The sequence below is a fragment of the Chryseobacterium sp. genome (assembly GCF_019236175.1).
Classification (GTDB): Bacteria; Bacteroidota; Bacteroidia; order Flavobacteriales; family Weeksellaceae; genus Chryseobacterium.
Genome location: NZ_JAFAJM010000015.1, coordinates 1 through 25,980, shown reverse-complemented (window position 1 = coordinate 25,980; position 25,980 = coordinate 1). Strand labels below are relative to the sequence as shown.

Here is a 25,980-nt window from a genome sequence, read left to right as displayed (position 1 = left end):
TAGTTACGATAGAATGATAAATACAATAACTTGCAGCATTATTTTTATAGGATATGGACAGACGTAAATTTCTAAAAGGATCAGCATTATTATCCGGACTTTTTACAATTTCTCCTCTTGAATTATGGAGTTCAAATAAGAGAGTAGAAAACCAGCATAACGGAAACGCAAAAAATATCATATTTATGGTGAGCGACGGAATGAGCCTGGGAACACTTTCAATGGCAGATCTGTATTCAAGAAATATTTTAGGCAAACAAAGCAACTGGATGAATCTCTATCATGAGAAAAAAGTGACACGGGCATTAATGGATACCGCTTCAGCCAGTTCGATAGTCACCGATTCGGCAGCAGCCAGTTCAGCTTTCGGCGGCGGAATCAGAGTGAAAAACGGAGTACTTAATATAGGAGCTAATGGTGAAAAGCACCTTCCTATATGGCAAAAATTTAAAAATGCAGGAAAGAAAGCCGGTTGTGTGACAACAGTAACAATTACCCATGCTACCCCTGCAGGATTCTGTGTTAATTCTGCCCAGCGAAATGCAGAGCCTCAGATTGCAGAAATGTATGCTGAACTGGGATTAGACGTTTTAATGGGCGGAGGAGATGAATTCCTTAATCCTGAAAAACGGGAAGATAAAAAAGATCTCTATGCCGTTTACAGGAAAAAAGGATATCAGGTGCTTAAAGAACGTACTGATCTTCAAAACCTGAAAAAGGGAGAAAAAATATTAGGAATTTTCAATACAGGAGCACTTCCGTACAGTATTGACAGAACCCACCTTGCTGATTTTAAAAATACACCTACATTGGCAGATATGGCTAAAACAGCTATTGACCAGATGAAAGATCATCCGGGAGGATTCGTTCTTCAGATAGAAGGCGGAAAAGTAGACTGGTCTGCACATGCCAATGATGTAGCTGCTTTAATTCACGATCAGCTTGCCTTCGATGAAGCTATAAAAACGGTACTTGATTTTGCCGAAAAAGACGGAAATACACTCGTCATTATTACAACCGATCATGGGAATGCCAATCCGGGAACAATCTATGGAGCAGACGCTACCAAAAATTTCAACAGCATTTCAGATTATAAATATACAAATGAGTATATACTGAATAAGATTCATAAAGACTTTTCTCTGAAAGACATTAAAGACTGGATCTACGAAGGAAACAAACTTGCCCTGAATGATGAGGAAGCCAAACATTTGCTGAGTTTTTACAACGGCCTTGAAAAAGAAGAAGGACTTTATAATTATAAAAAACTGCCTTTCAAGCTGTATTCCGATATCCAGAAAAGCCGAAATTCTGTGGGCTGGATCAGTATGGATCATTCGGGGGATTATGTGGAAGCGGCAGCCTATGGCCCCGGAAGTGAATCTTTACAGCCTTTTATTAAAAATACAGATTTACATGACTTAATGCTCAAAGCATCACCGATATAAACCGGAAATTATTTTTTTTAACACACACATTTAACATTTTTATTCAGGTTTTTTAGAACAGACTACTCAAAAGTAATGATAATCAATACTTAAGTAGTCTGTTTTTTTATATTACACTCACCTTACAAAAAAAGAGGTACTTGCGGACCTCTTTTTCTTTATTATATGGGGAATACAACTATACTCCTCCCATTACATACATATTTTCCATAGTAGGGACGGTACTTCCGCCTTCTTTTTCAAGAGTAATGGCAAAAGCCTGTGCTTTTGGAACAGTAGCCAATGCAATCTGACTGTCTTTATCCAGCGTATACATTCCCGCACTAACCGGTTTTCCGTCTTCAATTGCCCAAAGCTGATACTGCATGCCTTCCGGAGCTTTTGGTAACTTTTCAGCATTAAGATACACGGCTTTTGTCTTTTTATCCCAAAATACCATTGCTTTTGCATCCTGATGTTTTTCCACCCCTTTTAACATTACCATCTGCATATCCGGATTAGAAAACATATCTAACTTCACGTTTATCTTTTGCATCGCTGCATCCTGAGTCTGTTTTTCTGCTATCAGTTTCGTCATTTCCTGTTGGTTTGCAGACTGACTGTTCATCCAAAATAAATTTCCTGCAATACTTACTAGAAGCAAGACAGAGGCTGCTGCTGCATAGGTTTTCCAGATGTTATTTCCCTGCTTTTTAATTTCTCTCTGGTCGTTTGTTACAGGAGTTTGTATCGGAATAGAAGGTATTTCCTCAACAGATTGTTCCTGTTGAATTTTATTCCAGATCTTAGATTTCAAATCATTCGGAGGTGTTACTGCCTGAACAGTAGCCAGATATTCCAAAGTTTTCTGAGCTTCTTCAAAAGCTTCTTTTACTTCAGCATTATTCTTCATCACACACTCCAAAATACCTGCTTCCTCAGAAGAAGCATGCCCTAGAATATAAGATTCTATGATCCCGGATGATATGTATTCTTTAGTGTTCAATTTATTGATAATCTTTTAACAAATCCTTTAATTTCATCAGCGCATTCCGCATTTTAGTCTTTACCGTTCCCAGCGGTATCTTCAGCTTTTCAGAGATTTCGTGTTGGGTATACCCCTGATAATAAGCCATATTGATCAGTTCCTGTTTATCTACTTCCAGACCTCCAAGCACATTATTGAAACCGATATAGTCGGATGAATTATCGGTCGTGGAAAGTTCCGCAGAATTATATACGAAATCGGGAAGCGGTTGGTTTTTAAGTTCATTTTGAAATCCTTTTGATTTTAAATAATCTATTGCCGTATTTCTGGCAATATTTATCATCCAGGTATAAAACCGCCCTTTAGAAGAATCATATTGATGGATAGAATTCCATATTTTAACAAAAACATCCTGAATAACCTCTTCAGTATATTCTTTAGACTGAACAATACGAAGGATAATCCCATACAACGCACCGGAATAATGGTCATATAAATAATGAAAACCATTTTCGTTTTTTTCTTTGAGTAAAACGATAAGTTCCTCTTCCGTATAAGTTGTTTTAATAGCTTTTGTTTTTCTACCCAAATGTAATAAAATTATATATATACTCAACAAAAACCTGATCATCTTTTGTTTCGTATATGATTTTAAGGAAAATATAAGAAAATAAATATGAAAAATTTAATATTAAAAGCAATTCTGCTAGTCTCTGCTGCGATAATCAGCGGAAATTATAAAGCTCAGTCGGATCATTTTAAAATTAAAAATCCTTATTACTCACATACCGCAGTAAATCCACTGAAAGTAAGTAATTCAGAATGGAAAAAGATTTTAAAACCCGAACTCTACCAGGTGGCAAGAGAAGGAGCTACAGAAACGGCATTCACCGGAAAATACGATGAGTTTGATGAAAGAGGAACTTATTATTGCGCAGTCTGTGGAAATGCCCTGTTTCTTTCAACTTCCAAATTTGCTACAACCTGTGGATGGCCTTCGTTTTATCAGCCGGTCCGTAAAAACAGTGTCCAATACAGAAAAGATACTTCTTACAATATGACCCGCACTGAAGTTTTATGCGGCAGATGTGGTTCTCATCTCGGACATATGTTTGATGACGGTCCCAAACCAACCGGAAAAAGGTTTTGCATGAACTCTGTATGCCTTGATTTTATTCCGATGCGAAAAAATAAATAACTGATTTGCAGTGATTTAAATATTTTTTTTATTTTTTTTCAATCTAAAATAAAACCGGGCTCGTAAATGACAGTAAGAACACAAATTACCAATAACTAATTTTAAAAAATAATACAATGAACACACGATCAAAAATCACAGTTTTAGCAATGGTAGCTTTATCATTCGCTTTCGGCGGGAAGGTAACTGCACAAACGATGAAAGAAAAAACAGTAATGGTAGGAGGCGCTATGATGTATCCTTCTAAAAACATTATTGAAAACGCAGTAAACTCTAAAGACCACAAAACACTTGTAGCCGCTGTAAAAGCAGCAGGACTCGTAGAAACATTAGAAGGAAAAGGCCCCTTCACCGTATTGGCACCTACAGATGCCGCATTTGCAAAACTTCCGAAAGGAACCGTAGAGAATCTTGTGAAACCTGAGAATAAAGCAATGCTTACAAGCATTTTAACCTATCATGTTCTTCCGGGAAAATACAGTGCTAAAGAAATATGGGCCGCCGTAAAAGCCGGAAACGGAAAAAGCATGATGAAAACAGTGCAGGGTGAAGAGCTTACATTCTGGACAAAAGGAAAAGACCTTTATATAAAAGATGCCAAAGGAAATAATGCCAAAGTAACAATTGCCGATGTGAATCAGTCCAACGGAGTGATCCATGTTATCGATACTGTTTTAATGCCATAGATCCTGAAAAGATAAAACAGCATGTTTTCAATATGCTGTTTTTTTATTCTTATCCCGTAATCAAACACTTAAAAATTAATATTATGAAAAAAACGATTCATGTTTCTAATCAGGGAGCAACTCTTGATACAAGCAGAAGAAACTTTTTAAAACTGAGTGGAGTAGGACTGGCCATTGCAGGGCTTACCGTGATAGGTTGTGACGATGATAATGATTTTCAGATGATCGATAACAGCCAGATTTTTGATTTAGGCACAGGTGATGTAGGAATTTTAAATTATGCCTATGCTCTTGAGCAGCTTGAAGCCGATTTTTATACCAAAGTCGTTAATAATTTTTATACCGGAATTTCCAGTATTGAAAAAGAGGTATTTACAGACCTTTATCATCACGAGGTGATTCACAGAGACTTTTTTAAAGCAGCCATCAGCAGTGCTACTCAAAATGTACTTCCCAAACTCGAATTCCAGTACCCCAATGTAAACTTTAACGACAGAAATTCTGTACTGGCGACAGCAAAAGCACTGGAAGATACCGGAGTAGCAGCCTATAATGGTGCCGGAAAATACATTACCAATGCAGCTTATCTGGTTATTGCAGGGAAAATAGTTTCCGTAGAAGCCAGACATGCCTCCGCGATCAGAAATCTTATCAACCCCGGATCTGCTGATTTTTCAGGAGATGATGTTGTGGACGCCAATGGGCTTGATGTTGCCAAAGAGCCGAAGGATATTGTAATGGCCGCCGGAGGGTTTATTAAAACCCGCTTTACATGGAAAGAAAGAGGTATCAATTAATCATTCATCTTAAAAACTTGTATTATGAACATTCTTAAACTATTAGATAAGCTTTCTCACGATAAGTTTTTCACAACAGAAGCATCACGACTGGAAACAATTTCCAATCTGTCTGTATTTGGTAAAAAAGCAGCGGCAGCAGCCGTTCCTCTTGGATTAGGAACCTTAATGGCTACGTCAGCAAAAGCAGAACCTGTCAATACACAAATAACCGGAACAGCTTTAAAAAGTACCCTGACTGATGCCTTACAACTGGCATTAGTACTGGAATATCTTGAAAATGAATACTATAGTATCGGATTATCTACGCCCGGATTAATTCCCAATGCAGACAGAACTGTTTTTATGCAAATTTCCAAACACGAATCTGCTCATGTCAGTTTTCTGAAAAGCACCCTTACTTCTTTAGGGACAACCCCCGGTAATAAACCTACTTTTGACTTTACATCAAATGGTAAATTTTCTCCATTTACCGATTATAATCAGTTTCTTATCCTGTCTCAGGCTTTTGAAGATACTGGAGTAAGAGCATATAAAGGACAGGCAGGAAATGTAATGTCCAACAAAGTAGTCCTCCAGGCCGCTTTGCAGATCCATTCCGTTGAAGCAAGACATGCCTCACAGGTGAGAAGAATGCGGGGTAATAAAGGCTGGATAGAGCTTGCCGACGGAGGAAATATGCCTTCAGCCACAAATCCTGTCTATGCCGGAGAAGATAATGTAAATCAAGCCGGATACAATACATCTACCTTATTTGGTGCTGCAGCAGGATCTGCAGCTTATGACGAGATATTAAGTGGCAGCGATGCCCAGACTATCGCATCCCTGTTCATTGTATAGTTGTGATTGAATGGTGTGCCCTTTTCCGGGTATGCCGGAAAAGGGCTTTTATCACAAACTATTTGATGATTCGTTCAGGCCTTAAAAAAACACATATTCAGCGATTTTTTTCGTAAGTACCATATAATCAGATATGGTACTTTTTTATTGTAATCCGTTACACTGCATTTTATAATGTATAAACGGAATACTTATTGCCGCTTATAAAATACCCTTTATCTTAACAGATTCACGATGAAAATAGCAACCTATAATGTCAACGGAGTTAACGGTCGGCTCCCCGTACTCTTACAGTGGCTTAAAGAAGCATCGCCTGATATGGTATGTCTTCAGGAACTTAAGGCTCCCCAGGAACGCTTTCCTGTAAAAGAAATCAATGAAGCAGGCTATCAGGCCTTATGGAAAGGGCAGAAAAGCTGGAACGGAGTTGCAATACTGACTAAAAATCTGGAAATCACAGAAGTACAACGGTCTTTACCAGGGGATGATGAAGACCTTCAAAGCAGATATCTGGAAGCTATTGTTGATCAGATGGTGATATGCTGTTTTTATCTTCCTAATGGAAATCCTTATCCGGGACCTAAATTCGATTATAAACTCTCATGGATTAAACGTCTAAAAAAAAGAGCCGATGAACTGATCAGGATGGAACTTCCGGCAATTCTAATCGGAGATTTCAACATTATTCCTGAGCCTGAAGACGTGTACAGGCCTGAACGCTGGGAAAATGACGCCCTGTACAGAACCGAAGTCAGAAAAGCATATAAGGAACTGCAGAAAAAAGGCTGGCTGGATTCCATCCGGAAGCTTTATCCTGATGATAAGATCTATACTTTCTGGGATTATTTATACAAGGCTTACGACCGGAATGCAGGAATACGGCTGGATCATATTTTATTAAGTCCTTATCTAAGTTCTCAGCTCAAATCGGGTGGAGTAGACACCCATGTCCGGGGATGGGAAAAGAGCAGCGACCATGCTCCGGTTTGGATTCAGCTGGACCGAGATTGATATACACTTTTACTACAAATACTGCCGGTTCTTAAAGCGAACCGGCAGTATTCATTATATATAATTAAGATCCTGATCAGGCTCATTTTCGTCGTCGTCCGGCAACTTTACGGTCAAGTTCTCTGATATCCTGTCTTATTTCACGGAACATTTCTTTAAAATTATAGCTTTCATAATCTCCGGGTTCAAAGTCTTCCGGAAAAATTCCTGAAGCATACTGCCAGATCTCTACCACCTCCTCAAACGGAATATCATAAGGTTCATAAAATGAGTTATCAGCGCTTACACTGATTGCATTTTCTTTTCTTTCTTTAAAACGCTTGTAAGTAATCCCGTCATTTAAAGTCACAAAAACGTATGTTTTTCCGGGCTTTAATTCGTTGATTCCTTCTACGTATTTTCCTACAATATAAGATCCGCTTCTAAAGGGTGGCATAGAATCTCCATCAGCAGGGAAGGCTCTGTATTTTCCATTATTTAAAAACGGAAGGGCGATCCGCTGAAGACTTTCAATATATTCTATATCACTATACCCTTCAAGATATCCCATAGATGCTTTCTGAGGAATAATTTCTATAGTATCATTTCCATAATTATCTACTGCTACCGGAAGTACAATTCTGTTATCCGGAAGCTTTAGCATATCATCCATCGGATGTTTTTCTATATCTACAGATAAAAGAAGATCGATACTGACGTGAAAATATTTGGATATCCTGATCAGAAGCTCAATAGGCGGCTCGGATATTCCGTTCTCATATTTAGAATATCTTACTCTGGAAATCGCTAATTCATCGGCTACATTTTGTTGGGAGAGTTTTCTCCTGGCTCTTAAAAAGCGTATATTATTTGAAAAAATTGACATTGATAGAAATATGCCACAAAAATACAAAATTTGGGCCCGTTATCAATAATCAGAGAACGTTTTACCAGAGGAAATTTGGAAAATTGAATTTTTAACAGCAATTTCAGCAATTTCTCAGTTCAAAAAAGCATTCATTTTCCCGCAAATTCCTTCCTAAAACCAAGCTTCATAGCATTTGAAGAATATTCATTAAAAAACAATATTTGATTTAAAATTAATAACTCCAAATTTATTAATTTGACATATGTTTTTTAACTTTTAGAAAATCAACCAGATATAAAGCTAAATGATTTTTTTATAAAATAACCTTTATATTAATGAAATATTAAATTATATAAATGTTTTATTAATTTTTTCAAAAAAAGATACCATTATATGAATATTATTCCTATCTTCGAGATGTATTAATCATATAAAATTATAGTTATGAAAAACTTAAAAAAATTAGACAGAAACGAATTAAAAACTATTTCAGGAAACGGATTACTTGATCCAATCGGAGGCCTAATCGGAGGTCTAGGTGGTGTAATCGGAGGAGTAGTTGGTGGTGTGGGTACTATCGTTGGTGGAGTAGTTGGTGGAGTAGGTTCTACAGTAGGTGGAGCTCTAGGAGCTACCGGTACTTTAGTAGGACAGACATTATGCCAGACTCAGTGTGTAATCAATGGTGTAATCCACATCAGATTACTTAACTGTGGTACTACTTGCTAAGAAGTAAGCATTAAAAGTTAAAAAAGTATTATACCGCTCTTTTTAAGAGCGGTTTTTTTATGCATTCAGATGACTTATATTTTATAAAATAAATGCTTTCTTTAACGCAACAAAGTTGCTTTAATAAAATTAATTATCTAGCTTTGCCGGATTAGTAAAGCAAGTATATATGAAGAAAGCAGTTATTTTTTTGATGGGTGGGTCTCTAATTTCTTATCATTCTGTTTTGAAGGCTCAGGAAATTTCCGGAAAAACAGTTCAGGATATAGAATCCATACGGATACAGGGGAAAATGAACCGGGATGTAGTAAATATTCCAAGAACAACTCTGGATGTTATCCAATCCAAAACACTGGGAGAAACTCTTAGTAAAATCCCCGGGATTCAAAACTCAGGATACGGCCCCAATTCCGGAGCCCCGGTTATCAGAAGTCTGAGCGGAAACAGAGTAAGAATCCTCGAAAATGGTACGGCAGTTCATGATCTTTCAGGGATAAGTCCTGATTTCAATACGGATATCCAAATGGACAATGTTCAGAGTATCACTATTTATAAGAGCTCGGCAGCAGTCTTGTATGGCGGAAAAGCGATAGGCGGAGCTGTGGATATTGAAACCAACTTTATTCCACGGCAGCTTCCCACAAAAAAGCTGAATCTTCAGGCGCTTCTTGAAGGCGGAAGCAATAGTGGACAGAAACAGGCATTCTCAGCCAAAGGTAGCATTACCAAAAACTGGATCTGGACCCTAGGAGGATCCAATCAAAAGCAGGAAATCGTCCGGATACCGGGAAAATCTAAAGACAGCAGATGCTACGATCCGAACCTTGTAGGATTTAACAGTATCCTTCAGTCTCTTTGCCAACTGGATGTAAATTCAAGAAATGTACTGAACATCAGCTTATTTCCTTACCTCAGTCAATTTGCAATAGATCATATGGTTGAATACGAGCTTTCACAAGACGATGTCTACACCTTCAGTCCTACTTATTATAATCCTTCAGACGGAAAATATTATCCTAACCCTAAAAACGACAAGTATATTCCGGGGCAGGATCCTACAAAAGACCGCTACAAAAGTGAAATCAACAGCATTAAAGATAATGTTCCGATACAGGACGGTGTTATTCCGAACAGTCATTCGGAAAGTAATTCTTTTTATGCAGGCACCAGTTATATCGGGCAGTCATTTTATATAGGAGGAGCTTATCAAAACTCCTATTCTTATTTTGGAGTTCCCGGTTATGCGCTTCCGAAAATACCGCAACATTCCCATGGAAAACCACAGAAGAAAATTGATTATCTGCCAATCAATATAAAAAGCTTATCTCATAAAGTCATGCTGGAAACAGGATATCAATTCAAACATTCTCCGATTTCCGGTATAAAACTTAGTTATATGGGGGTATTTTCAAAAAATTCGGAACTTCTGGACCGTTATAAAGCTAATCAGTTTCATGTACAGCAACATAACGGCCGCCTGGAAATAACCCTGCAAAAACTGAAATTTTTAACAGGATCCATCGGTACTGAAGTGCAGTACAGAGAGCTGGAGGGCAACGGAACCCAAAGATATCTTCCCAATAATATCAGTCGTGAAATCGGTCTATTCACCATGCAGCATCTTAATTTCAATTTTCTTGAATTTGATTTGGGATACAGGAATGATCATGTACAGCGAAGGGCAGAGGCCGATCCAAAATATATCAGAAGTCGTGGGCTTTCAGGAGGCAACCTTATGGCAAGGGACTTCACTCTTCATCAGTTTCATACGGCTGCTCAATGGAATATTTTTAAAAAGGCTTTTCTGAAAGTTCAGTATAATCATTCAGAAAGAGCACCGGAAGTCAATGAATTGTATGCCGGAAATAATCATTTTGCGATCCTTACGGAAGAAAACGGAGATGACAGACTGGATAAAGAAACGGCAAAAACCTGGGAAATCGGCGGTGGACTTAATTTAAAAAACATCAGGATATCCGCCAACTGGTACCATACATTGTATAAAAACTATATCTACCTCGCTCATACAGGAATTTCACGGGAGGTTTTTCTGGTCAAAGAATGGCGTTCCGACGATACTGAAATCAATGGTATAGAAGCTGAAGCAGTATATAAAATGGATCTTCGTCAATTCGGTAAATGGGAAATAGGTTCATATTATGATCTGGTCAGAAATATCAGTACGGCTGACAGCTCCATAAGAAAGTGGAGTGACGGGGATTATATGCCCAATATGCCTACCAGTCGTTTTGGTTTCAATATTAGCGGAACCGTTCAGAGGCTGAACTTTAATATTGCTTTAGATCATTATATGAAACAAAAATATCTTGGCAAAAATATCAACCCCGAGCTTCCTATGTCTGCATTTTCACTACTAAATGTCCGCATTTCTTATGAAGATACCAGCCTGAAAATGGGAAGTATAGAGTATTATATTTTAGGAAACAATTTATTGAACACAGAAGCAAGACTTCAGAATTCGCAGCTTAAATTCCTCAGTCCACTCGCCGGAATTAATATTTCCGTCGGCGTGAAAATAAGAATATGATAAATACATTAATTCGCTGTTATCTGTAAAAATACACCCTGCAGATAACAGCGGTTTTTATTTAACTAATCTGAAAGTCATATTAATTCTTGGCTTCATGGGCAGTACTGACTTGGCAATGCGATGTTCCCAATAGACCTGAAGATCTCCTTTCATAATCAGTAAAGAGCCATGTTGAAGAGGCAGGCTGTATGTATTGGAGTGATCATCTACTTTTCTGAAATCAAAATTCCTTACCTGTCCAAGGCTCACAGAAGCAATCACCGGCCGGTTTCCAAGCTCAGAATCTTTATCTCTATGCCATGCCACAGAATCGTTTTTATCACGATATAAATTAAGCAATACCGAATTAAATGAATATCCTGAAGCTTTTTCAATACGTTTTTTTACGTCCAGCAGTTCCGGCAGCCATGGATTAGCAACAAAACGATTTCCTCCCAATTCATATGTTTTGGTCTCATCACCGTACCATGCCGTCAAACGGGGAGTCAAAACCATTTTATCATACATTTTTTGTGTTCTCTGTTTCCAGGGTGCTGTCCGGATCAAAAGATTCTCCAGCTCTGAAGCCTCGTGAAAAGGCAAAAAAGCTTCTGTATATTCCAGAAGTTCTGTAGGGAACCGATAATATTCTTCGGTATTAAATAAACTAAGTTGTTCCATTTTTAAAATATTACAGACAATGAATAGCACTAATTTTTCCGGTACAAAATTCATCAACATCTATATTGTTACAAATAATATCAACAAAAATACAAAATTAGTTCATTACTGTAACAAGTGTATTTAAACAGGGCAATAGGTGGTCTGAAACATCAGGTATCGCCGACTGGAATACAAAAGGTTACATTTTTTTCAATACCTTTATATAAAACGTTTTACCTCTTGTAAAACTGATTCCAAACCACTAAAAAGAATTAAAAATGATCAAAGTTTTTATTGCGGGCGCTACCGGGTGGGCAGGCTCTGCACTCAGTAAAGGAGTCTACGGAACACCAGATATGAAACTTGTTGGAGGTTTATCCAGAAAGAATAAAGGCAGGGATCTGGGTCTGATTTTAGGACTGGAAAATGCCGGGATTCCGGTTTATGATGATATTGATATTGCATTATCAGAAGTTGATTTTGATGTACTGGTAGATTATACAAGCCCTGAAATTTGTAAGAAAAATACGATATCAACCCTTCGAAAAGGAAAAAGAGTCGTTATAGGGACCTCAGGATTAACGGCTGAGGATTATTCTGAGATAGCTCCAATTGCGGCTGAAAACAAATCTTCCGTTCTCGCAGTGGGTAATTTTTCAATAACGGTAGTTCTTCTTCAAAAATTTTCTGAAATGGCGGCTAAATATATCTCTGATTTTGAAATTATTGATTATGCCCAGGAAGACAAAATTGACAGCCCAAGCGGAACAGCCCGGGAACTGGCTCACCGTCTTTCTCAGGTCCAAAAACCTAATGTACACATTTCCGATGATGAATTAATTGGTGAAAAAGCCAGTCGGGGTGCGAATCTGGAAGGTGTACGGGTGCATTCTGTAAGATTACCGGGCTATGTTATTTCAATTGAAACCCTCTTTGGGCTAAAAGATGAAAAACTCACTATCAGACATGATTCGGGATCAAGTGCCGACCCCTATGTGAAAGGCGCTTTACTGGCAATAGAAAAAGTAGGAACATTTCAGGGGCTCCGGCGCGGATTAGATACTGTAATGGATTTATAAAAAAAATACACAAAACTTCAGTATAACTTTGTTTTAATTTAATACAAACATAGTTATACTGAAGTTTTTTTGTTAAAAAATGTTATAATTAGTTATAATATTAATAAAATAGGGCATTTATAAATAGAAAACGTTTAATAGGTAATAAAATTTGTAGCTTTGGTTGAAACTAATACATATTGAAAACCTAATGAAGAAACAGTTAGAAGTTGATCTTGATGTGGAATATCTACGCCTACCCTCAAGATACGAAGTGTTGGAAAGAGAAGTTAAGGAAAAAGGGTTAAACATGATTCAGATTGTCCATGAAGTTGAAGATGCAAAAAAACAGATTCAATCCCTTTTAAAGCACTTAACATTTCAAAAAATTGGCAGATTTCAAATCTTTTACGGCATTAGCGGAGCAGGGAAAACTACTTTTATAAAAACTCTGTCAAATTTTTTCCAGAAAATAATGGTCACTAATATCCCAAGAGATATAGCACTGGATGAAATTCCTCAGTTTATTAAGGAAGAAAGGGACGAAGATTTTAATAATATTTTTATTATGGAAGATCGGGATAATCCCAATGAAGCACCTATTGATCTGAGAATTTTCTTTGAAGAGCTAAGGTATCTTTTCAGAAAAAACGAAGGGAGAGTTATTATTATCTGGCCTATAACAGATCCTGATGCGGCCGGTTTTATTGGAAAAATGGCCTGGGATGTGGGTCGGGACAGTATTACCCCCAATGAACAGCCATTCTATTTTAAAGGTTTAAGCAAGGATTTGTTCTATAATGTAGCGGACACAACCTCAAAAAACATCAATGACTGCGGGCTTGAAGCGTATGGTATTACCCGGGAAAACACCAAAAATTTAGTAAAGAAGAGTGCCACCATCGGTGAGTTTTTTTCCAAACTGGAATCTTTATCACTGGAAATCAGTACAAATAATGATATTTTCCTGAAAAACAAGCTGATACCCAAAGTCTGGATTCTGGTACCCGGAGATGATGCTGTGGAAATAGACAGAACCGTTAAGTCGCTGACACAGGGTATCAAAAATAAAATTGATATAGACCGCTTCCTGGCGACACTTGATGACGGTAAAAATGAAAGTGCCTACCTTAATGACTGGAGATCAAAAAGAGATATTGCGGCTTATCTGATGCGATTATTAGACGTCAGAATTATTCCTGTTTTTCCTAATCTCTCTCTGGCTGCAGTAAGGGCTTATGGTGACGAAAAACTAAAAGGAGCATTGAAAAAACAGGATGAAAAACCCCTTAATGCTAATGAAGCATTGAAAAAAAGTATCTTATACAAATTATTATTTGATGAATCTTCCTCGTCCGTACTATCCCCGAACAGAACCCCGGAATCTCAGGCTCATGAGTACATAAGGCTACAAAGACTGGCTGAAAAAGAAGATAAGCTTATTAATAAAGCTCTCGGGGAAGTATTAATTGAAACCTTACTGGAGGAAGCTGTAGAAGCAAAAGTATATATTGAACAGCAGGAACAGATTGGTTTTAGCTTAAAACCGGATATCCAGATACGAATAGACGATAAAACGATCATTTGCCTTGAACCCACATGGAGAACCTCCGGAAAAGGGATTGAAGGAGAGATTGACAGTAGACAGAATACCTTAAGCTTAGGACATGTACAGCAGTATGTTCTTAATAAAGTAATGGAATATGTAAAAGAACTGGGCTATTAACCCGGAAATCTATATCCTTCGAAAAAGATTGACAATCAGTTGTCAATCTTTTTTGGGGTATATTATTCATCTCTTTGAAATTCTTTACAGGACCACCATTCATAAAGCTTCAGATTACTTTCTGGAGCTTTTCTGTTTTTCAGAGGAAAAGAGTAGGAGGCTCCTTATTATTTCACTGAAAATTACCCAAAATACAGAGAAAAATTCATCAGTTTTTAAAATTTAAAATTTTAATACGACATGTTCTGTCGCTATGCGTCTATATCTTTGTATTAGAGATAAGATAAAGGATCCCGGGAATTTATTGTCTTAGCCAAAATCAAACTTAACCTTCAAAATATGATTTTAAAACATTTGAGAATGCTAGGCTTTTAATAAACTACCTGATGACGAAGCTGGAAAAAAACAATGCTTTGTGATCTGAATCAGTGCTTTGATCATCCGAAAGTCAGGCAAATAATATAGTGTATTTTAAATCAACAGCGTGTTCTTATTTTTTATATAACTCTTATTTTGTGAAATTTTTTAAAATATGTATAAAAACAAACTAGTAACCATTTTTCTTTTTCTAATTTTCAGTTATTCTTATGCACAGACTGAATTTATTACTTTATGGAAGCCCAATGTAACCGGGACCATTGATAATGCCATATCGTTTGGGGGCACAGGAACCAATTATACGATTACCTGGGAAGAAGTAGGCTATCCCCAGCACAATGGAGTCCTCAATTCTGTCACTTCCAACAGCAGTACTCCTATGATCATTCCTTTTGGTACTGCCCTAAGTTCAAATCCTGTTCAGGCAACCTATAAATTGAAGGTATCAAATGGTGGTGGATTATTTTATGGATTCAGAGCGAGCACAAACTTTATTGATCCTAACGCCAATCCGGAACTCGTCGAAATCAGTCAGTGGGGAGAAATCCTTTGGCTTCAGCAATTTAATCAGGCATTTGCAGGCTGTCCCAACCTTAACGTAACGGCTACAGATGCCCCTAATCTGAGTCAGGTAAACAATTTATCGCAAATGTTCTTTAATTGTTCGTCTCTGATTGGCAACACTTCATTTTCCAACTGGAATACATCCACAATTACCAATATGTACGGGATGTTTAACAGGGCATCCTTGTTTAATCAGAACATAGGAAGCTGGAATACGGCGAATGTTACGGATTTTAACAGTATGTTTGCTTATGCAGCTGCTTTTAATCAGAATATTTCCGGCTGGAATACGGCGGCCGGAACCAATTTTTCGGCAATGTTCAAGGATGCTGTAGCTTTCAACCAGCCAGTCAATTCATGGAATACCGCCAATGCCACTAATTTTCGATATGTATTCGCTAATGCCACCTCTTTCGATCAGCCTCTCAATAACTGGAAGACAGGTAAGGTAACGGATTTTGAATTTATGTTTGAAAATGCAGTAGCTTTTAACCAACCGATCGGTAACTGGGATGTCAGCAAGGTGAGCTATTATTCTGGTTTTAATATGTTTAACGGGGCAACTCATTTTGATCAGGATATTTCTACCTGGAACATCAGATTTCAAAATTTTAACGGAGGTTCGGTCTCTTTTGGATTAAAAAATGCCGGTTTTTCCTGTACAAACTATAATAATTTTCTGATTGCGCTGAATAATAATCCCACGTGGGCCAGCTCAACACTAACATCCGGAAACATCAATGCAGCAGGACTTGTCTATTCTACACCACAAGCTATTATGGCAAGAGCTCAGCTCGTTAACAAAGGTTTTACTATTACCGGAGACAACTATTCTACGTGCGGTTCTTTATCGACAACAGAAGCTTCAAAAAAAATAAAAATCCAGGCTTATCCTAATCCAACAACAGGAATGATAACAATTGAGGCTGGAGCAGATGAAAATGTTTATTTACATGACAACACAGGTAGAATCATTAAAAATATAACTTTGAGTAAAGGAAAAAACAGTATTGATCTCACGGAATATCCGTCAGGAAATTACCTGTTAAAAGGTGATACAATTTCCACTAAAATAGTTAAAAAATAAGCTGTTTTACAATTCAGGAATAATAGGTTTACCCAATGGTAACTTATATAAAATTAAGCTCCGGAGTCAATTGACTCCGGAGCTTGTTTATTATTCAAATAATGATTCTATTGTATTCTTTTAGCTGTTCGTATGATAATCACGACTATCTGCAGGAGCTTCTTTTCTGGTAGTCATTCCGTAATCTCTCATAATATAGCCTATTCGAAGCTGATAATCTTTAAAAATAAATGTTCTCCCTGCATGTTGGGCTTCTCTGTGAAATTCCAGATTTCTCCATTTTTGAATAGCCTCTTCATTCTCCCAAAAAGACAGAGATAATAGCTTATCAGGATGTGTGATGCTTTGAAACCTCTCAATAGAAATGAATCCGGGAATTTTTTCCAGCTCTGTCCTCAATTTGGCGGCCATATCCAAATACTCTTTTTGCCTGCCTTCGTGGGGGATAACTTCAAAAATTACGGCTATACTCCCGGAATGCTCTTCATTCCTGTTCTCAGACCCCAGAAAATGAAGGACTTCATTATATAACTTGTACCTGCTTTTTTCCAGATGCACGACATGAGTTCCTTTTTCTATGACCACATACTTTTTTGATACTGCATTTTCTAATGAAATAAATAGGTTGTAAGCATCATGATTGTCGGGATACTCATCCCATTCTCCTCTGATAATTAAAGTAGGGGATATTATCTTTTGGGGATCATAATAGCTATTGTTATGCAGTAAATCCTGTACATCCTGTGAAGGTCCGGACGGAAATTTCACATCATCCGAACCCCGTTTTTCTGACAACGGATCAGAATCTATCCAAAGAGCTCCCCAGTTTTCAATCACATCTTCTTCTAACTCAGAAGCCCTTCCTTCCGGAGTAAGTTCCAGCATAGCATCTATCCGCTGCTTAGGTGTCATTGTTTCATAAGATCCCCGTATATTTTCTTGTTCTGTTTCATACTTTCGTGCTGTTATCGCTGCAAAAAGTACTAGTTTTTTGGTTTTGTCCGGATGTCGAGAAGCATAAAGTGCGGCAACACTACCTCCCCATGAATGTCCTATCAGAAATACATTGGTAGCACCTGTTTTATTCAGAATATAATTCACTGCAATCACTACATCCTCATATACTTCTATTGCTTTTCCCACAACCGTAAAACTTTCTTCATTATCCATCTCAGGATAACGGTCGGAATGGCCATATCCTAAAAAATCCAAGGCATATACATCAAATCCGTCCTCACAAAGATGATCCATCCATGATTTATGATTCATTTTAAAATTGAACGATAACTGACTGGGAAATGAGCTTCCATGTAAAAAAAGAACCGGTATTCGATTCTGTAAAGAAACAGCGCTTTTATGAGTAATCGCTATGCTGAGTCCTTTGATATGACTTTCTGTCTTTAGAATTTCGGTTTTAGTTGTCTGCATCATATTATTAAATGTTTTTAGTTTCATTTTTCTGCAAAACTATTTTTTTTATACTTTTAATAGTTCAATGTAGAATTAACAATGGATGGAGATACAAATAAAAAAAATAGCAGCTTTAATAGGGGAGCCAGTCCGTGCTTTAGTCTTATGGACATTACTGGATAAAAGAGCTTATACAGCGATAGAACTGGCTAATGTTGCTGAAACTTCACCTCAGAATATGAGCATGCATTTAGCTAAATTACTTGAAGCCAATTTACTGCACGCAGACAAACAGGGGAGACACAGATATTACAGACTTTCGGGTCCTGAAGTTGCTTTTGCCGTGGAAGCCATTTCAACATTAATTCCCGATAATAAACGTATAAGTATGACAGAACATAATACAGATATCACGTATTGCAGGACCTGCTATGATCATCTTGCCGGAAAAATTGGGGTTTTATTGACAGAAAATCTGGTCAATAAAAATTTTCTACAATTAAAAGATAACAGTCATTATATGATAAGTCCTGAGGGAGAAATCTTTTTTAACAGTATTGGGATTGATCTTGAAAATCTGAAGCAGCGAAAAAGAATACTGGCAAAAACCTGTCTGGATTGGAGTGAAAGAAAATATCATGTGTCAGGAGCTTTAGGGCAAGCGTTACTAAACAAAATGCTAAACGAAGATCTTATGAGAAGAAAGAAAAATTCAAGAGCTGTCATCATTACGCATAAGGGTGAAAAATTACTTAATGATGTATTTGATCTGAAATTATAATTATAGCCAATCCTTACAAACAAAAAATTTGATTTTCAACAGATTAAAGTAAAAGAGGCTTAATAATAAGCTAAAACAGAAAATCTGGAAACATATACAATTTAACATAATATAAATTATAGGAAAAACAATTAACCTCCGGGATAGAAGCATAAAACTCTCAGAATCCGCTATTCTCCAAATTTCTCGTCCAGATATCCTTTAACGACTTCTGAGAACTCTTCTTTTGTCATAAACCTGTCGAGAAAATTTTCAAGGCTTCCTTTATTATAGATTTCCTGGAAATAAACCTCATGGTCTGTACCATATACTATGGGATTCAACGGGTCCGGATCTGTGATGCAGATAAAATAATGATCCGGATATCCATAAGAATAAAACAAACAGATAAACTCCATTCTTGTGCCGTCTACAGATTCTCTGACTTCATCTTCATCAACCAAATCTTCAAGCTCACCATGATCTTCTGAGCCAGGTTTAAATGGCGTGAAAATCCAGTCTCTGAAAAAATATTGTCCGTAAGCCAGTTCATGGGCTGAAAAATAATGTTCGATAAGATCTTTATAAAATGTTGTCTTATCATGCTGGTAAGAATCTTTATGCTTTCCATAAAACTCATCAATTCCGTAAACGTCCCAGTCTTTGTCATAAAGATAACAGTCAAAACGAATGCTCTGCCAGTTTTCTACAAAACTTTTCTCCCTGCATACCGCATCCGTATTGCCGCCTAAAGCAGTGATTTTTCTCAGTATATTCTCATTCATTACAATCTTATATTATGTTAAATCAGCTGACTATGAAATTTTTGGGAAAGCCTCTCTGGATCTCTATTGTAAAAAACTCATCGTATTCTTCTACAGATGTTTCTGAGTAATACTTATTGAGCTGGTTAAAAAAACTTTCAAGATCAGCTGCTATCACATTCCTGTCTTCATCCCTGTGCCAGAATTCAAGAATTTGTCCTTTAGAGCCTGTAAAAATCCCTTCCGTATCATAACAGATATAATCTCCGCCGCCGTTATGAAATATCGGGATCCAGTTCTCATTCCACCAGTTCTCAGCCTCGAAATCCGTACCGATCATAGAAGTTAATTCCGTTGCAATCTCCAGGGATTCCTCCAAAGGAATAAACATAGAATTATTCACAAATGCCTCATAAGAGCTACTCTTTTGTCCGTTTTTCCACTGATAAACTGTCTTCAGATTAGCAGGAATCCGAACATGATACCGCTCTTCAAGCCTTTGAATCTCATGTTCTCCCAACGGATTTTTTAAATCTCTGTATAATTCAGGTCTTGATATTTTTATATTCGAATCTAATTCTTGTAGGATATTTTCCATTTCTTCGATCTATTCCTTAAATGTACAAAATCTTGCCACATGACAGGATTTGTTTTCTGAAAAACAAATACCTTTATTCTAATCAAAAAATAAAATAATATGAAACCTAACATGATTTGGGCCAATCTGGCAGTTTCCAGTCTGGAACGTACTCAGAAATTTTACACAGAACTTGGATGTAAGCCCAATAATCCGCATCATTCTGACGAGCTGGTAAGTTTCTTTTTCGGGGATAATGAATTTGTTATTCACTTTTTCTTAAAAAATATCATCGAAGCGAATCTAAAGGATCTAAGGTTTGGTGACGCCCGGCAAACCAATGAAATTATATTTACCCTTTCAGCAGAGACCCGGGATCAGGTAGACCAATGGGCGGATGAAGTAAAAAAAGCAGGCGGCACTATTGTTTCTGCACCCGAAAGCTTTGGAAATCAGTATTACGGTTTTGTTTTTGCAGATCCTGACGGACATAAGTTTAATGTATTTCACATGTAAAAACCGAATATTTTTCCTATATTTGGCCTTTCAGACGATCCATATGAACCACTCGAGCTGTTTGCCTCCACCAAGATTTTAATATTCTCAAATTTTAATTTGAAGTATTCATGCCTGTAAAATAATACAGGCTCATTTTCTGATGCTTCAGATTTTCATAAAATCATTTAAAATCTTTTACAAACAGTTCATTTTCAAATGAAAAAATCATATTTATTAATACATCTGGCTGTTATACTGGCCGGATTTACAGGTGTATTCGGAAAATTAATATCTCTTAATGAAGGTTTACTGGTCTGGTACAGGCTCCTCTTCTCCTCCATCATTCTGTTTCTTATTTTAAAACTAATGAAACTCCCTTCTGCCATTCACTTTCGCGATAAAATTCAGATCGGTAAAGCCGGCCTTCTGATTACCATACACTGGCTCCTTTTCTATGCCAGTATAAAATATGCCAATATCTCTATCGGAGTAATATGCTATTGCCTGACAAGTTTTTTTACAGCCATATTTAAACCTGTCATTGACAAAGAAAAATTTAAAATCTCCGAATTAATCTTAAGTACCCTGACTCTTGCCGGAATCAGTTTAATTTTTCATTTTGATACTTCTTATCAGCTGGGAATTGCATTAGGGGTTGTATCATCCGCATTTGCTGCCCTTTATACCATCTACAACAAACGTCTGGTACAGTGTTTTGATACCAAAGTGATCAATTATTACCAGATGGCCGCCGGTAATTTATGCTGGGGAGCAATTTTGCCCGTATATCTTCTCTTTTTTAAAACAGATAGCATAGTTCCTGACTTGAAAAACACGGCTTATTTGGGCCTGCTATCGCTTTTTTGCACCGTAGGCCTCTATGTGATATTTGCAGAGGTTTTAAAGAAAATTCCGGCTTTTACCGTCAACTTAACCTATAATCTGGAACCGGTATACGCCATTATTATGGCTTTTCTGTTTTTTGGCGAAAGCAAACAGGTAAATCTTGCGTTTTATATAGGACTTTCTTTTATCATAATTTCTGTAATGCTACAGACATTCATCTCTCTAAAGAAAGTTAAATCATCATAAACAGCTTTATTTAAAACAAAACCGGACATCTGAGTTGCAGTAGATGTCCGGTTTTTTTGTATAATGTATTAAAAAATAAGCTCAGGAGCATTATGCATTTATTCCCCAGCTGTTATACAGATGTACCTGCCATATTCCCAGAATTTCTTTAAGCATAACAAAAGTAAACGCGGCATTATAGCTATTGGGAAACAGCGTGATTTCCGTATTTATAAAATCTGATGCCTGTGGAACAGGATTTACCCCAAAGGTCCGGAACAGAGCTACAGATCTTTTCATATGAAAACCTGAAGTCACCAGATATACACAGGAAGGAGACATCTGCTTTAATATCCTGCCGGAGTATTTTGCATTTTCATAGGTGTTCATACTTTTATCTTCCTTTATGATGTCTGCATCTGAAACCCCCATCCTTTCGAAATTCTCTCTGAATAATTCTGCTTCACTGGTATGCCCCCTTCCTTTTCCGGAAATTAGTATTTTACAGGGCAGATTATTTTTCCTGTATTCATCATATAACTGATAAGCTTTTACAAGTCTTGAATACGACATTGTATGTAATGTCTCCGTATTGTTGATATCTACAACCCCGCCACCCAGAACTACAATAACAGGATTCTGAGAAGCTGTATTCTTAATTTCAGAAGCTGCAGTATAATGATTCTGCAGAGAGCCGGAAGCCAGTTTTCCCAGGAAACCATTTCCTATAAAAATGATGATTAAAACTACCGAAATACAGATTGCCATTCTGAGTTTTTTATGTTTATTTTTTCTTTTCAATAACGCTACAATGCCTATTGTAAGAAATAATAAAAAATAAGGTTCTGTAAAAAGCTGTAGAACACGAAATAAAAGGTCCGGGAAAAATTTCATCGATGATACTATTGGATTACTATTGAGAAAACATTGGATTTGCAAAGATAGGCTAATTCCATGAGTTCTTCTTTTTCAATATATTTTAATGATCTTCTGAAGTGATTGTATTTTTTTATTTAATAATTTTATAGAATCAGAATACGGAGAACAATGGACTATCAGACTTTTCAGCCGCAGCCGGAGCTGGCTTCTATTATTAAATGCTACTGGACGCTTGAAAACCCTAAAGAAGCGAACCCTCAGGTACAAACTATCGTTCCGGACGGCTGTATGGAAATGATCTTTCACTATGGTGACCTTTATAACCAATATATCGGCGGAAAGGCCGTTTTGCAACCAAGAAGCTGTGTTTTCGGACAATTGACTGAGCCTTTACAAATAGAGCCTACCGGTGTTACAGGAATTTTCTCTGTCCGTTTTCATCACAATGGCTTTATTCCCTTTGCCACCATTCCTATCAAAGATATGGATGATCAGGCTGTTTCGTTGGAAAGACTCTTCGGTACTCAGGGAACTGAACTTGAAGAAAAAGTATTGAAAGCCTCTACTATAGAGGAAAAAATAAACAGTATTGAACAATTTTTACTGGAAAGACTTAATGTGGAAACCATAGACAGAATGGTACAATCTACCGTAGACCTTCTGCTGGGTATGAATGGGCGGATATCTGTGAATGAGCTTTCTCAGCAATCGAATATCAACCGGAGGCAGCTGGAACGTAAATTCTCTTCCGCTATCGGAATGAGTCCCAAACAGCTTTCTAAAACCATCAGACTTCAAACTGCTCTGAAACTGCTCCTTCACAAAGATTATAATACCCTTACTACCCTTGCTCATGATTCCGATTATTATGATCAGGCCCATTTTATTAAGGATTTTAAAGAATTTACAGGCCTCAGTCCTAAAGAGTTTTATGGGGATAACTTTCAGATGTCTTCCCTATTCTACGGAACGGATTTCTGATGTCGCATTTTTACAATTTTCAGTCTCTTCTTATCATGAACTTTGCTGAAATAAAATAATCGACAATGAAAACAAAACTGCTTTTCACCCTGATCTGGGCATTACTTACGGTCAGCTCGACTCCGAAACCCAATGAACTAAAAAAGATGGAATGGCTTCTCGGAACCTGGGAAACCAAAACTCCGAAAGGAAGCCTCTATGAAACCTGGATCAGAAAAAATACTACAGAATTTCAGGCTAAAAGTTATTATCTGAAAAATAAGGATACTATTTTGCTGGAAAGTGTCCGGCTGCTGGAAAAAGAAAAAAAACTCTGTTATATTGTAAAGGTATCCGGTCAGAATAACGAATTACCCGTCAGTTTTATCTCTGATGAAAACCCCGACCCTTCTCATCTCGTCTTCGAAAACCTGCAACACGATTTTCCGCAGGTTATTTCTTATAAAAAGTTAAGTCCCAATGCCCTGATTGCCGAAATTTCAGCAATGAAAAACGGACAGATGAAGAAGCGGACTTTTCCGATGCAGAGACTGAAATAGAAATATTTTTGAGCCAAGTCATTCCAGAATCAAAAAACCTCCTGTAGCATTTACTACAAGAGGTTTTTTTCGATATGATGCTACCTGTTAAATTTGAAACTCACCTGAACCGATCACCTTTCGGTCTTCTCCGTTACCTTCCAGGATTAATTTACCTACATATTTGGGAGAACCGGTATTCAGCGCATTAGTCACTTTAATAAACTGAACTTTAATCACAGGGTTCTGTACCACTCCGCCAGTACCGGCCTGAGCATTCCAGTAATTCTCCGTATTGTTATATCCATTCCCGTAAAGAATAAGATTTCCGTCCGCCTCAGCAACCAGCGCTCTTCCAATATTGAATTGTCTTCCTCCTGTATTGCTGGTCCATAAATCTTTCCACAGTCCTGCACTTCCGTCAGGGTTGATATGAACTGCTTTTAAAATAAGATTCCCGTCAGCCTGAAGATCCAGAATAACCCGAGTATTACCATAACGTACTCCATAATAAGAATCTTGGTTTCCTACAGTTGGATACACCACTCCCAGGCGTGATATTTTTGGACTTTCAGCCAATACAATACTTTTTTCAAGAGAAATTCTTGCCGTTTCCGGAGTTTTTGATGATACAGCACTCATTTCAGAAGTCTGATCAATTCCTGTCGCTGTTTCATTCTGACATGAAACTGCCATAAACAACGCAGAAGAAGCTAGAAATAATTTTTTCATGGTCTATTTTTATTGCCTTACAAAAATAACTAAAGTTCCTAATAAGAATCAACATAAGTCACCAATAAAAGATATAAAATGTATTTAAAATAACGATTTACAATTGAAATTGAAATATAAAACAATCATTTCCAATACATTAAAATCATTTTCATTTCTCAATGATTTTAATCATAAATCCCTTTTATATGAAATAATAAAATTTTCTTATTTTTTAAAATATAATAAAATATAAACGTAGGCCCAACTTGAGATCTTGAATATTTTCTTTCAATTTCCATCTTTATATATAATTATTTTTATAAATTTGCAATCAATAAACAAGACACTTTTTAGTGTTTTAATAAAAAAACTAATACCTATTCTATTGAAAAAGCAAACGAACTTCACTATATTGAGGGCTGTATTCCATATATTTCTGGACAGATATTTTTGTAGAGAAAAAAAATAGCAGGTATGGATGAATGTGGAAAGTATCTTGCAAAAGCGAAACCATATGAAACGTCATTTCTTCAGACAAGTTTATCTCTCTGCTTTTGCCCGCTAAATACAAATAAATATACTCATGTAACGCTCTGTGCTTAATCCTAAAGAAAGAATAACACTGCCATACAATCCCGACGTTTCATCAGACAGGCTCAATTGCTCACCCTTTACTTATGAAACAAATAACATACAATTAAACCTTTGCGTTTAATTCAAAGAAAACAAGACTTCTCGCAGATCATGCTGACTAAGCAGATTCTAATACTTTCTCCAAACTGCCGGTTCCGGAATCTGCGAGAGATATAAAATAATACCCGACTACTGTCTCATCAGGTATGCTCACTTCCCTATCCTCTGCTCATCAAAAACTGTATACCCTATAGCATAATATAAAGTATCTGTATGTAACCCAAAATAACACACCAGTATACTTTACTGGTTTTCTCTCACATACAAAAAAGCCTGCTCTATTACTACAACAGGCTAAAAACCATAGGGATCATGAAAAAATTTCCCTTTAGCTAAAATACTTATATTCAGCAGGCACTGAAAATTATTATTATAGAATAATATATTATAGGGATATCAAACTTTTTCTACATTGTTTGTATAAATTATTCCCCTGCCGTAAGTGTTTCTTATTTCAGGATTTTATATCTAAATAGCTATAGAAAAAATTTGACCATTAATAGCCATTTCATTCTACACAATATTCCCGTATTGAAAGACTAATCTTTCTATTTTTAGTTTTAAAGATTCATTATGTATGCTACCT

Annotated in this window: 25 protein-coding genes; 16 read left to right on the top strand and 9 right to left on the bottom strand. The window is 36.9% G+C overall.

The window, feature by feature from the left end:
* The first annotated feature begins 53 nt into the window (after nt 1-53).
* Nucleotides 54-1,448: an alkaline phosphatase gene (locus JO178_RS13180; RefSeq protein WP_291936511.1), complete on the top strand. Its 1,395-nt coding sequence runs from the start codon at nt 54-56 to the stop codon at nt 1,446-1,448.
* Nucleotides 1,449-1,626: 178 nt separating this feature from the next.
* On the opposite strand, the gene JO178_RS13175 is transcribed toward JO178_RS13180, so the two are convergent.
* Nucleotides 1,627-2,433 carry an anti-sigma factor gene (locus JO178_RS13175; RefSeq protein ID WP_291936508.1) on the bottom strand — a complete coding sequence of 269 codons (807 nt, stop codon included), beginning with the start codon at nt 2,431-2,433 and terminating at the stop codon, nt 1,627-1,629.
* Nucleotide 2,434: 1 nt separating this feature from the next.
* Nucleotides 2,435-3,004, bottom strand: coding sequence for a sigma-70 family RNA polymerase sigma factor (locus JO178_RS13170; protein WP_291936506.1), 570 nt, complete (start codon nt 3,002-3,004; stop codon nt 2,435-2,437).
* A gap of 87 nt (nt 3,005-3,091) precedes the next feature.
* Here JO178_RS13170 and msrB point away from each other — a divergent pair, with 87 nt between their 5' ends.
* The 5 genes from msrB to xth all read left to right on the top strand — a co-directional run bounded on the left by msrB (nt 3,092) and on the right by xth (nt 6,947).
* Nucleotides 3,092-3,613, top strand: coding sequence for a peptide-methionine (R)-S-oxide reductase MsrB (gene msrB / locus JO178_RS13165; protein WP_291936504.1), 522 nt, complete (start codon nt 3,092-3,094; stop codon nt 3,611-3,613).
* A gap of 116 nt (nt 3,614-3,729) precedes the next feature.
* Nucleotides 3,730-4,299 carry a fasciclin domain-containing protein gene (locus JO178_RS13160; RefSeq protein ID WP_291936501.1) on the top strand — a complete coding sequence of 190 codons (570 nt, stop codon included), beginning with the start codon at nt 3,730-3,732 and terminating at the stop codon, nt 4,297-4,299.
* A gap of 83 nt (nt 4,300-4,382) precedes the next feature.
* Nucleotides 4,383-5,096, top strand: coding sequence for a ferritin-like domain-containing protein (locus JO178_RS13155; protein ID WP_291936498.1), 714 nt, complete (start codon nt 4,383-4,385; stop codon nt 5,094-5,096).
* A gap of 24 nt (nt 5,097-5,120) precedes the next feature.
* On the top strand, nt 5,121-5,936 hold the full coding sequence (locus tag JO178_RS13150) for a ferritin-like domain-containing protein (protein ID WP_291936495.1): 816 nt from the start codon (nt 5,121-5,123) through the stop codon (nt 5,934-5,936).
* Nucleotides 5,937-6,170: 234 nt separating this feature from the next.
* Nucleotides 6,171-6,947 (top strand): exodeoxyribonuclease III, encoded by a 777-nt coding sequence (gene xth, locus JO178_RS13145; RefSeq protein WP_291936491.1) that lies wholly within the window; start codon nt 6,171-6,173, stop codon nt 6,945-6,947.
* Nucleotides 6,948-7,029: 82 nt separating this feature from the next.
* On the opposite strand, the gene JO178_RS13140 is transcribed toward xth, so the two are convergent.
* Nucleotides 7,030-7,812, bottom strand: a complete 783-nt coding sequence (locus JO178_RS13140; protein WP_291936487.1) for a LexA family transcriptional regulator — start codon at nt 7,810-7,812, stop codon at nt 7,030-7,032.
* A 426-nt stretch (nt 7,813-8,238) separates the two neighbouring features.
* Here JO178_RS13140 and JO178_RS13135 point away from each other — a divergent pair, with 426 nt between their 5' ends.
* Nucleotides 8,239-8,523 (top strand): hypothetical protein, encoded by a 285-nt coding sequence (locus JO178_RS13135; protein ID WP_291936483.1) that lies wholly within the window; start codon nt 8,239-8,241, stop codon nt 8,521-8,523.
* Nucleotides 8,524-8,692: 169 nt separating this feature from the next.
* Nucleotides 8,693-11,071 carry a TonB-dependent receptor gene (locus tag JO178_RS13130; RefSeq protein WP_291936481.1) on the top strand — a complete coding sequence of 793 codons (2,379 nt, stop codon included), beginning with the start codon at nt 8,693-8,695 and terminating at the stop codon, nt 11,069-11,071.
* Nucleotides 11,072-11,128: 57 nt separating this feature from the next.
* Here the strand turns inward: JO178_RS13130 and JO178_RS13125 are convergent, their stop codons facing one another.
* The gene (locus JO178_RS13125) at nt 11,129-11,734 is read right to left on the bottom strand and encodes an alpha-ketoglutarate-dependent dioxygenase AlkB (protein ID WP_291936478.1); all 606 of its coding nucleotides are present in this window, start codon (nt 11,732-11,734) and stop codon (nt 11,129-11,131) included.
* 260 nt (nt 11,735-11,994) lie between these two features.
* Between JO178_RS13125 and dapB the strand changes: the two genes are divergently transcribed.
* From dapB to JO178_RS13110, 3 genes are all read left to right on the top strand, one after another.
* Nucleotides 11,995-12,795, top strand: a complete 801-nt coding sequence (gene dapB / locus JO178_RS13120) for a 4-hydroxy-tetrahydrodipicolinate reductase (RefSeq protein ID WP_291936476.1) — start codon at nt 11,995-11,997, stop codon at nt 12,793-12,795.
* A 190-nt stretch (nt 12,796-12,985) separates the two neighbouring features.
* Nucleotides 12,986-14,500, top strand: coding sequence for a hypothetical protein (locus JO178_RS13115; RefSeq protein WP_291936473.1), 1,515 nt, complete (start codon nt 12,986-12,988; stop codon nt 14,498-14,500).
* A gap of 532 nt (nt 14,501-15,032) precedes the next feature.
* The gene (locus JO178_RS13110) at nt 15,033-16,529 is read left to right on the top strand and encodes a BspA family leucine-rich repeat surface protein (RefSeq protein ID WP_291936470.1); all 1,497 of its coding nucleotides are present in this window, start codon (nt 15,033-15,035) and stop codon (nt 16,527-16,529) included.
* A gap of 120 nt (nt 16,530-16,649) precedes the next feature.
* Here JO178_RS13110 and JO178_RS13105 read toward each other — a convergent pair whose 3' ends face one another.
* Nucleotides 16,650-17,984 (bottom strand): alpha/beta fold hydrolase, encoded by a 1,335-nt coding sequence (locus JO178_RS13105; protein WP_291936468.1) that lies wholly within the window; start codon nt 17,982-17,984, stop codon nt 16,650-16,652.
* 58 nt (nt 17,985-18,042) lie between these two features.
* Between JO178_RS13105 and JO178_RS13100 the strand changes: the two genes are divergently transcribed.
* On the top strand, nt 18,043-18,720 hold the full coding sequence (locus JO178_RS13100) for a winged helix-turn-helix domain-containing protein (RefSeq protein ID WP_291936465.1): 678 nt from the start codon (nt 18,043-18,045) through the stop codon (nt 18,718-18,720).
* A gap of 170 nt (nt 18,721-18,890) precedes the next feature.
* Here JO178_RS13100 and JO178_RS13095 read toward each other — a convergent pair whose 3' ends face one another.
* The gene (locus JO178_RS13095; protein WP_291936463.1) at nt 18,891-19,484 is read right to left on the bottom strand and encodes a hypothetical protein; all 594 of its coding nucleotides are present in this window, start codon (nt 19,482-19,484) and stop codon (nt 18,891-18,893) included.
* Nucleotides 19,485-19,506: 22 nt separating this feature from the next.
* Nucleotides 19,507-20,061, bottom strand: coding sequence for an SMI1/KNR4 family protein (locus JO178_RS13090; RefSeq protein ID WP_291936460.1), 555 nt, complete (start codon nt 20,059-20,061; stop codon nt 19,507-19,509).
* A 99-nt stretch (nt 20,062-20,160) separates the two neighbouring features.
* Here JO178_RS13090 and JO178_RS13085 point away from each other — a divergent pair, with 99 nt between their 5' ends.
* Together JO178_RS13085 and JO178_RS13080 are read left to right on the top strand one after the other, a co-directional pair.
* Nucleotides 20,161-20,556, top strand: a complete 396-nt coding sequence (locus JO178_RS13085; protein ID WP_291936458.1) for a VOC family protein — start codon at nt 20,161-20,163, stop codon at nt 20,554-20,556.
* Nucleotides 20,557-20,754: 198 nt separating this feature from the next.
* On the top strand, nt 20,755-21,630 hold the full coding sequence (locus JO178_RS13080; RefSeq protein ID WP_291936454.1) for a DMT family transporter: 876 nt from the start codon (nt 20,755-20,757) through the stop codon (nt 21,628-21,630).
* Between the two features lie 90 nt (nt 21,631-21,720).
* Here the strand turns inward: JO178_RS13080 and JO178_RS13075 are convergent, their stop codons facing one another.
* The gene (locus JO178_RS13075; RefSeq protein ID WP_291936452.1) at nt 21,721-22,377 is read right to left on the bottom strand and encodes a YdcF family protein; all 657 of its coding nucleotides are present in this window, start codon (nt 22,375-22,377) and stop codon (nt 21,721-21,723) included.
* Nucleotides 22,378-22,656: 279 nt separating this feature from the next.
* Between JO178_RS13075 and JO178_RS13070 the strand changes: the two genes are divergently transcribed.
* On the top strand, nt 22,657-23,469 hold the full coding sequence (locus JO178_RS13070) for a helix-turn-helix transcriptional regulator (protein WP_291936449.1): 813 nt from the start codon (nt 22,657-22,659) through the stop codon (nt 23,467-23,469).
* A gap of 65 nt (nt 23,470-23,534) precedes the next feature.
* Nucleotides 23,535-24,008, top strand: coding sequence for a DUF6265 family protein (locus tag JO178_RS13065; protein WP_291936446.1), 474 nt, complete (start codon nt 23,535-23,537; stop codon nt 24,006-24,008).
* An 87-nt stretch (nt 24,009-24,095) separates the two neighbouring features.
* Here the strand turns inward: JO178_RS13065 and JO178_RS13060 are convergent, their stop codons facing one another.
* Entirely contained in the window at nt 24,096-24,719 is a 624-nt protein-coding gene (locus JO178_RS13060) for a hypothetical protein (protein ID WP_291936443.1), read from the bottom strand.
* Between the last annotated feature and the right edge of the window lie 1,261 nt (nt 24,720-25,980).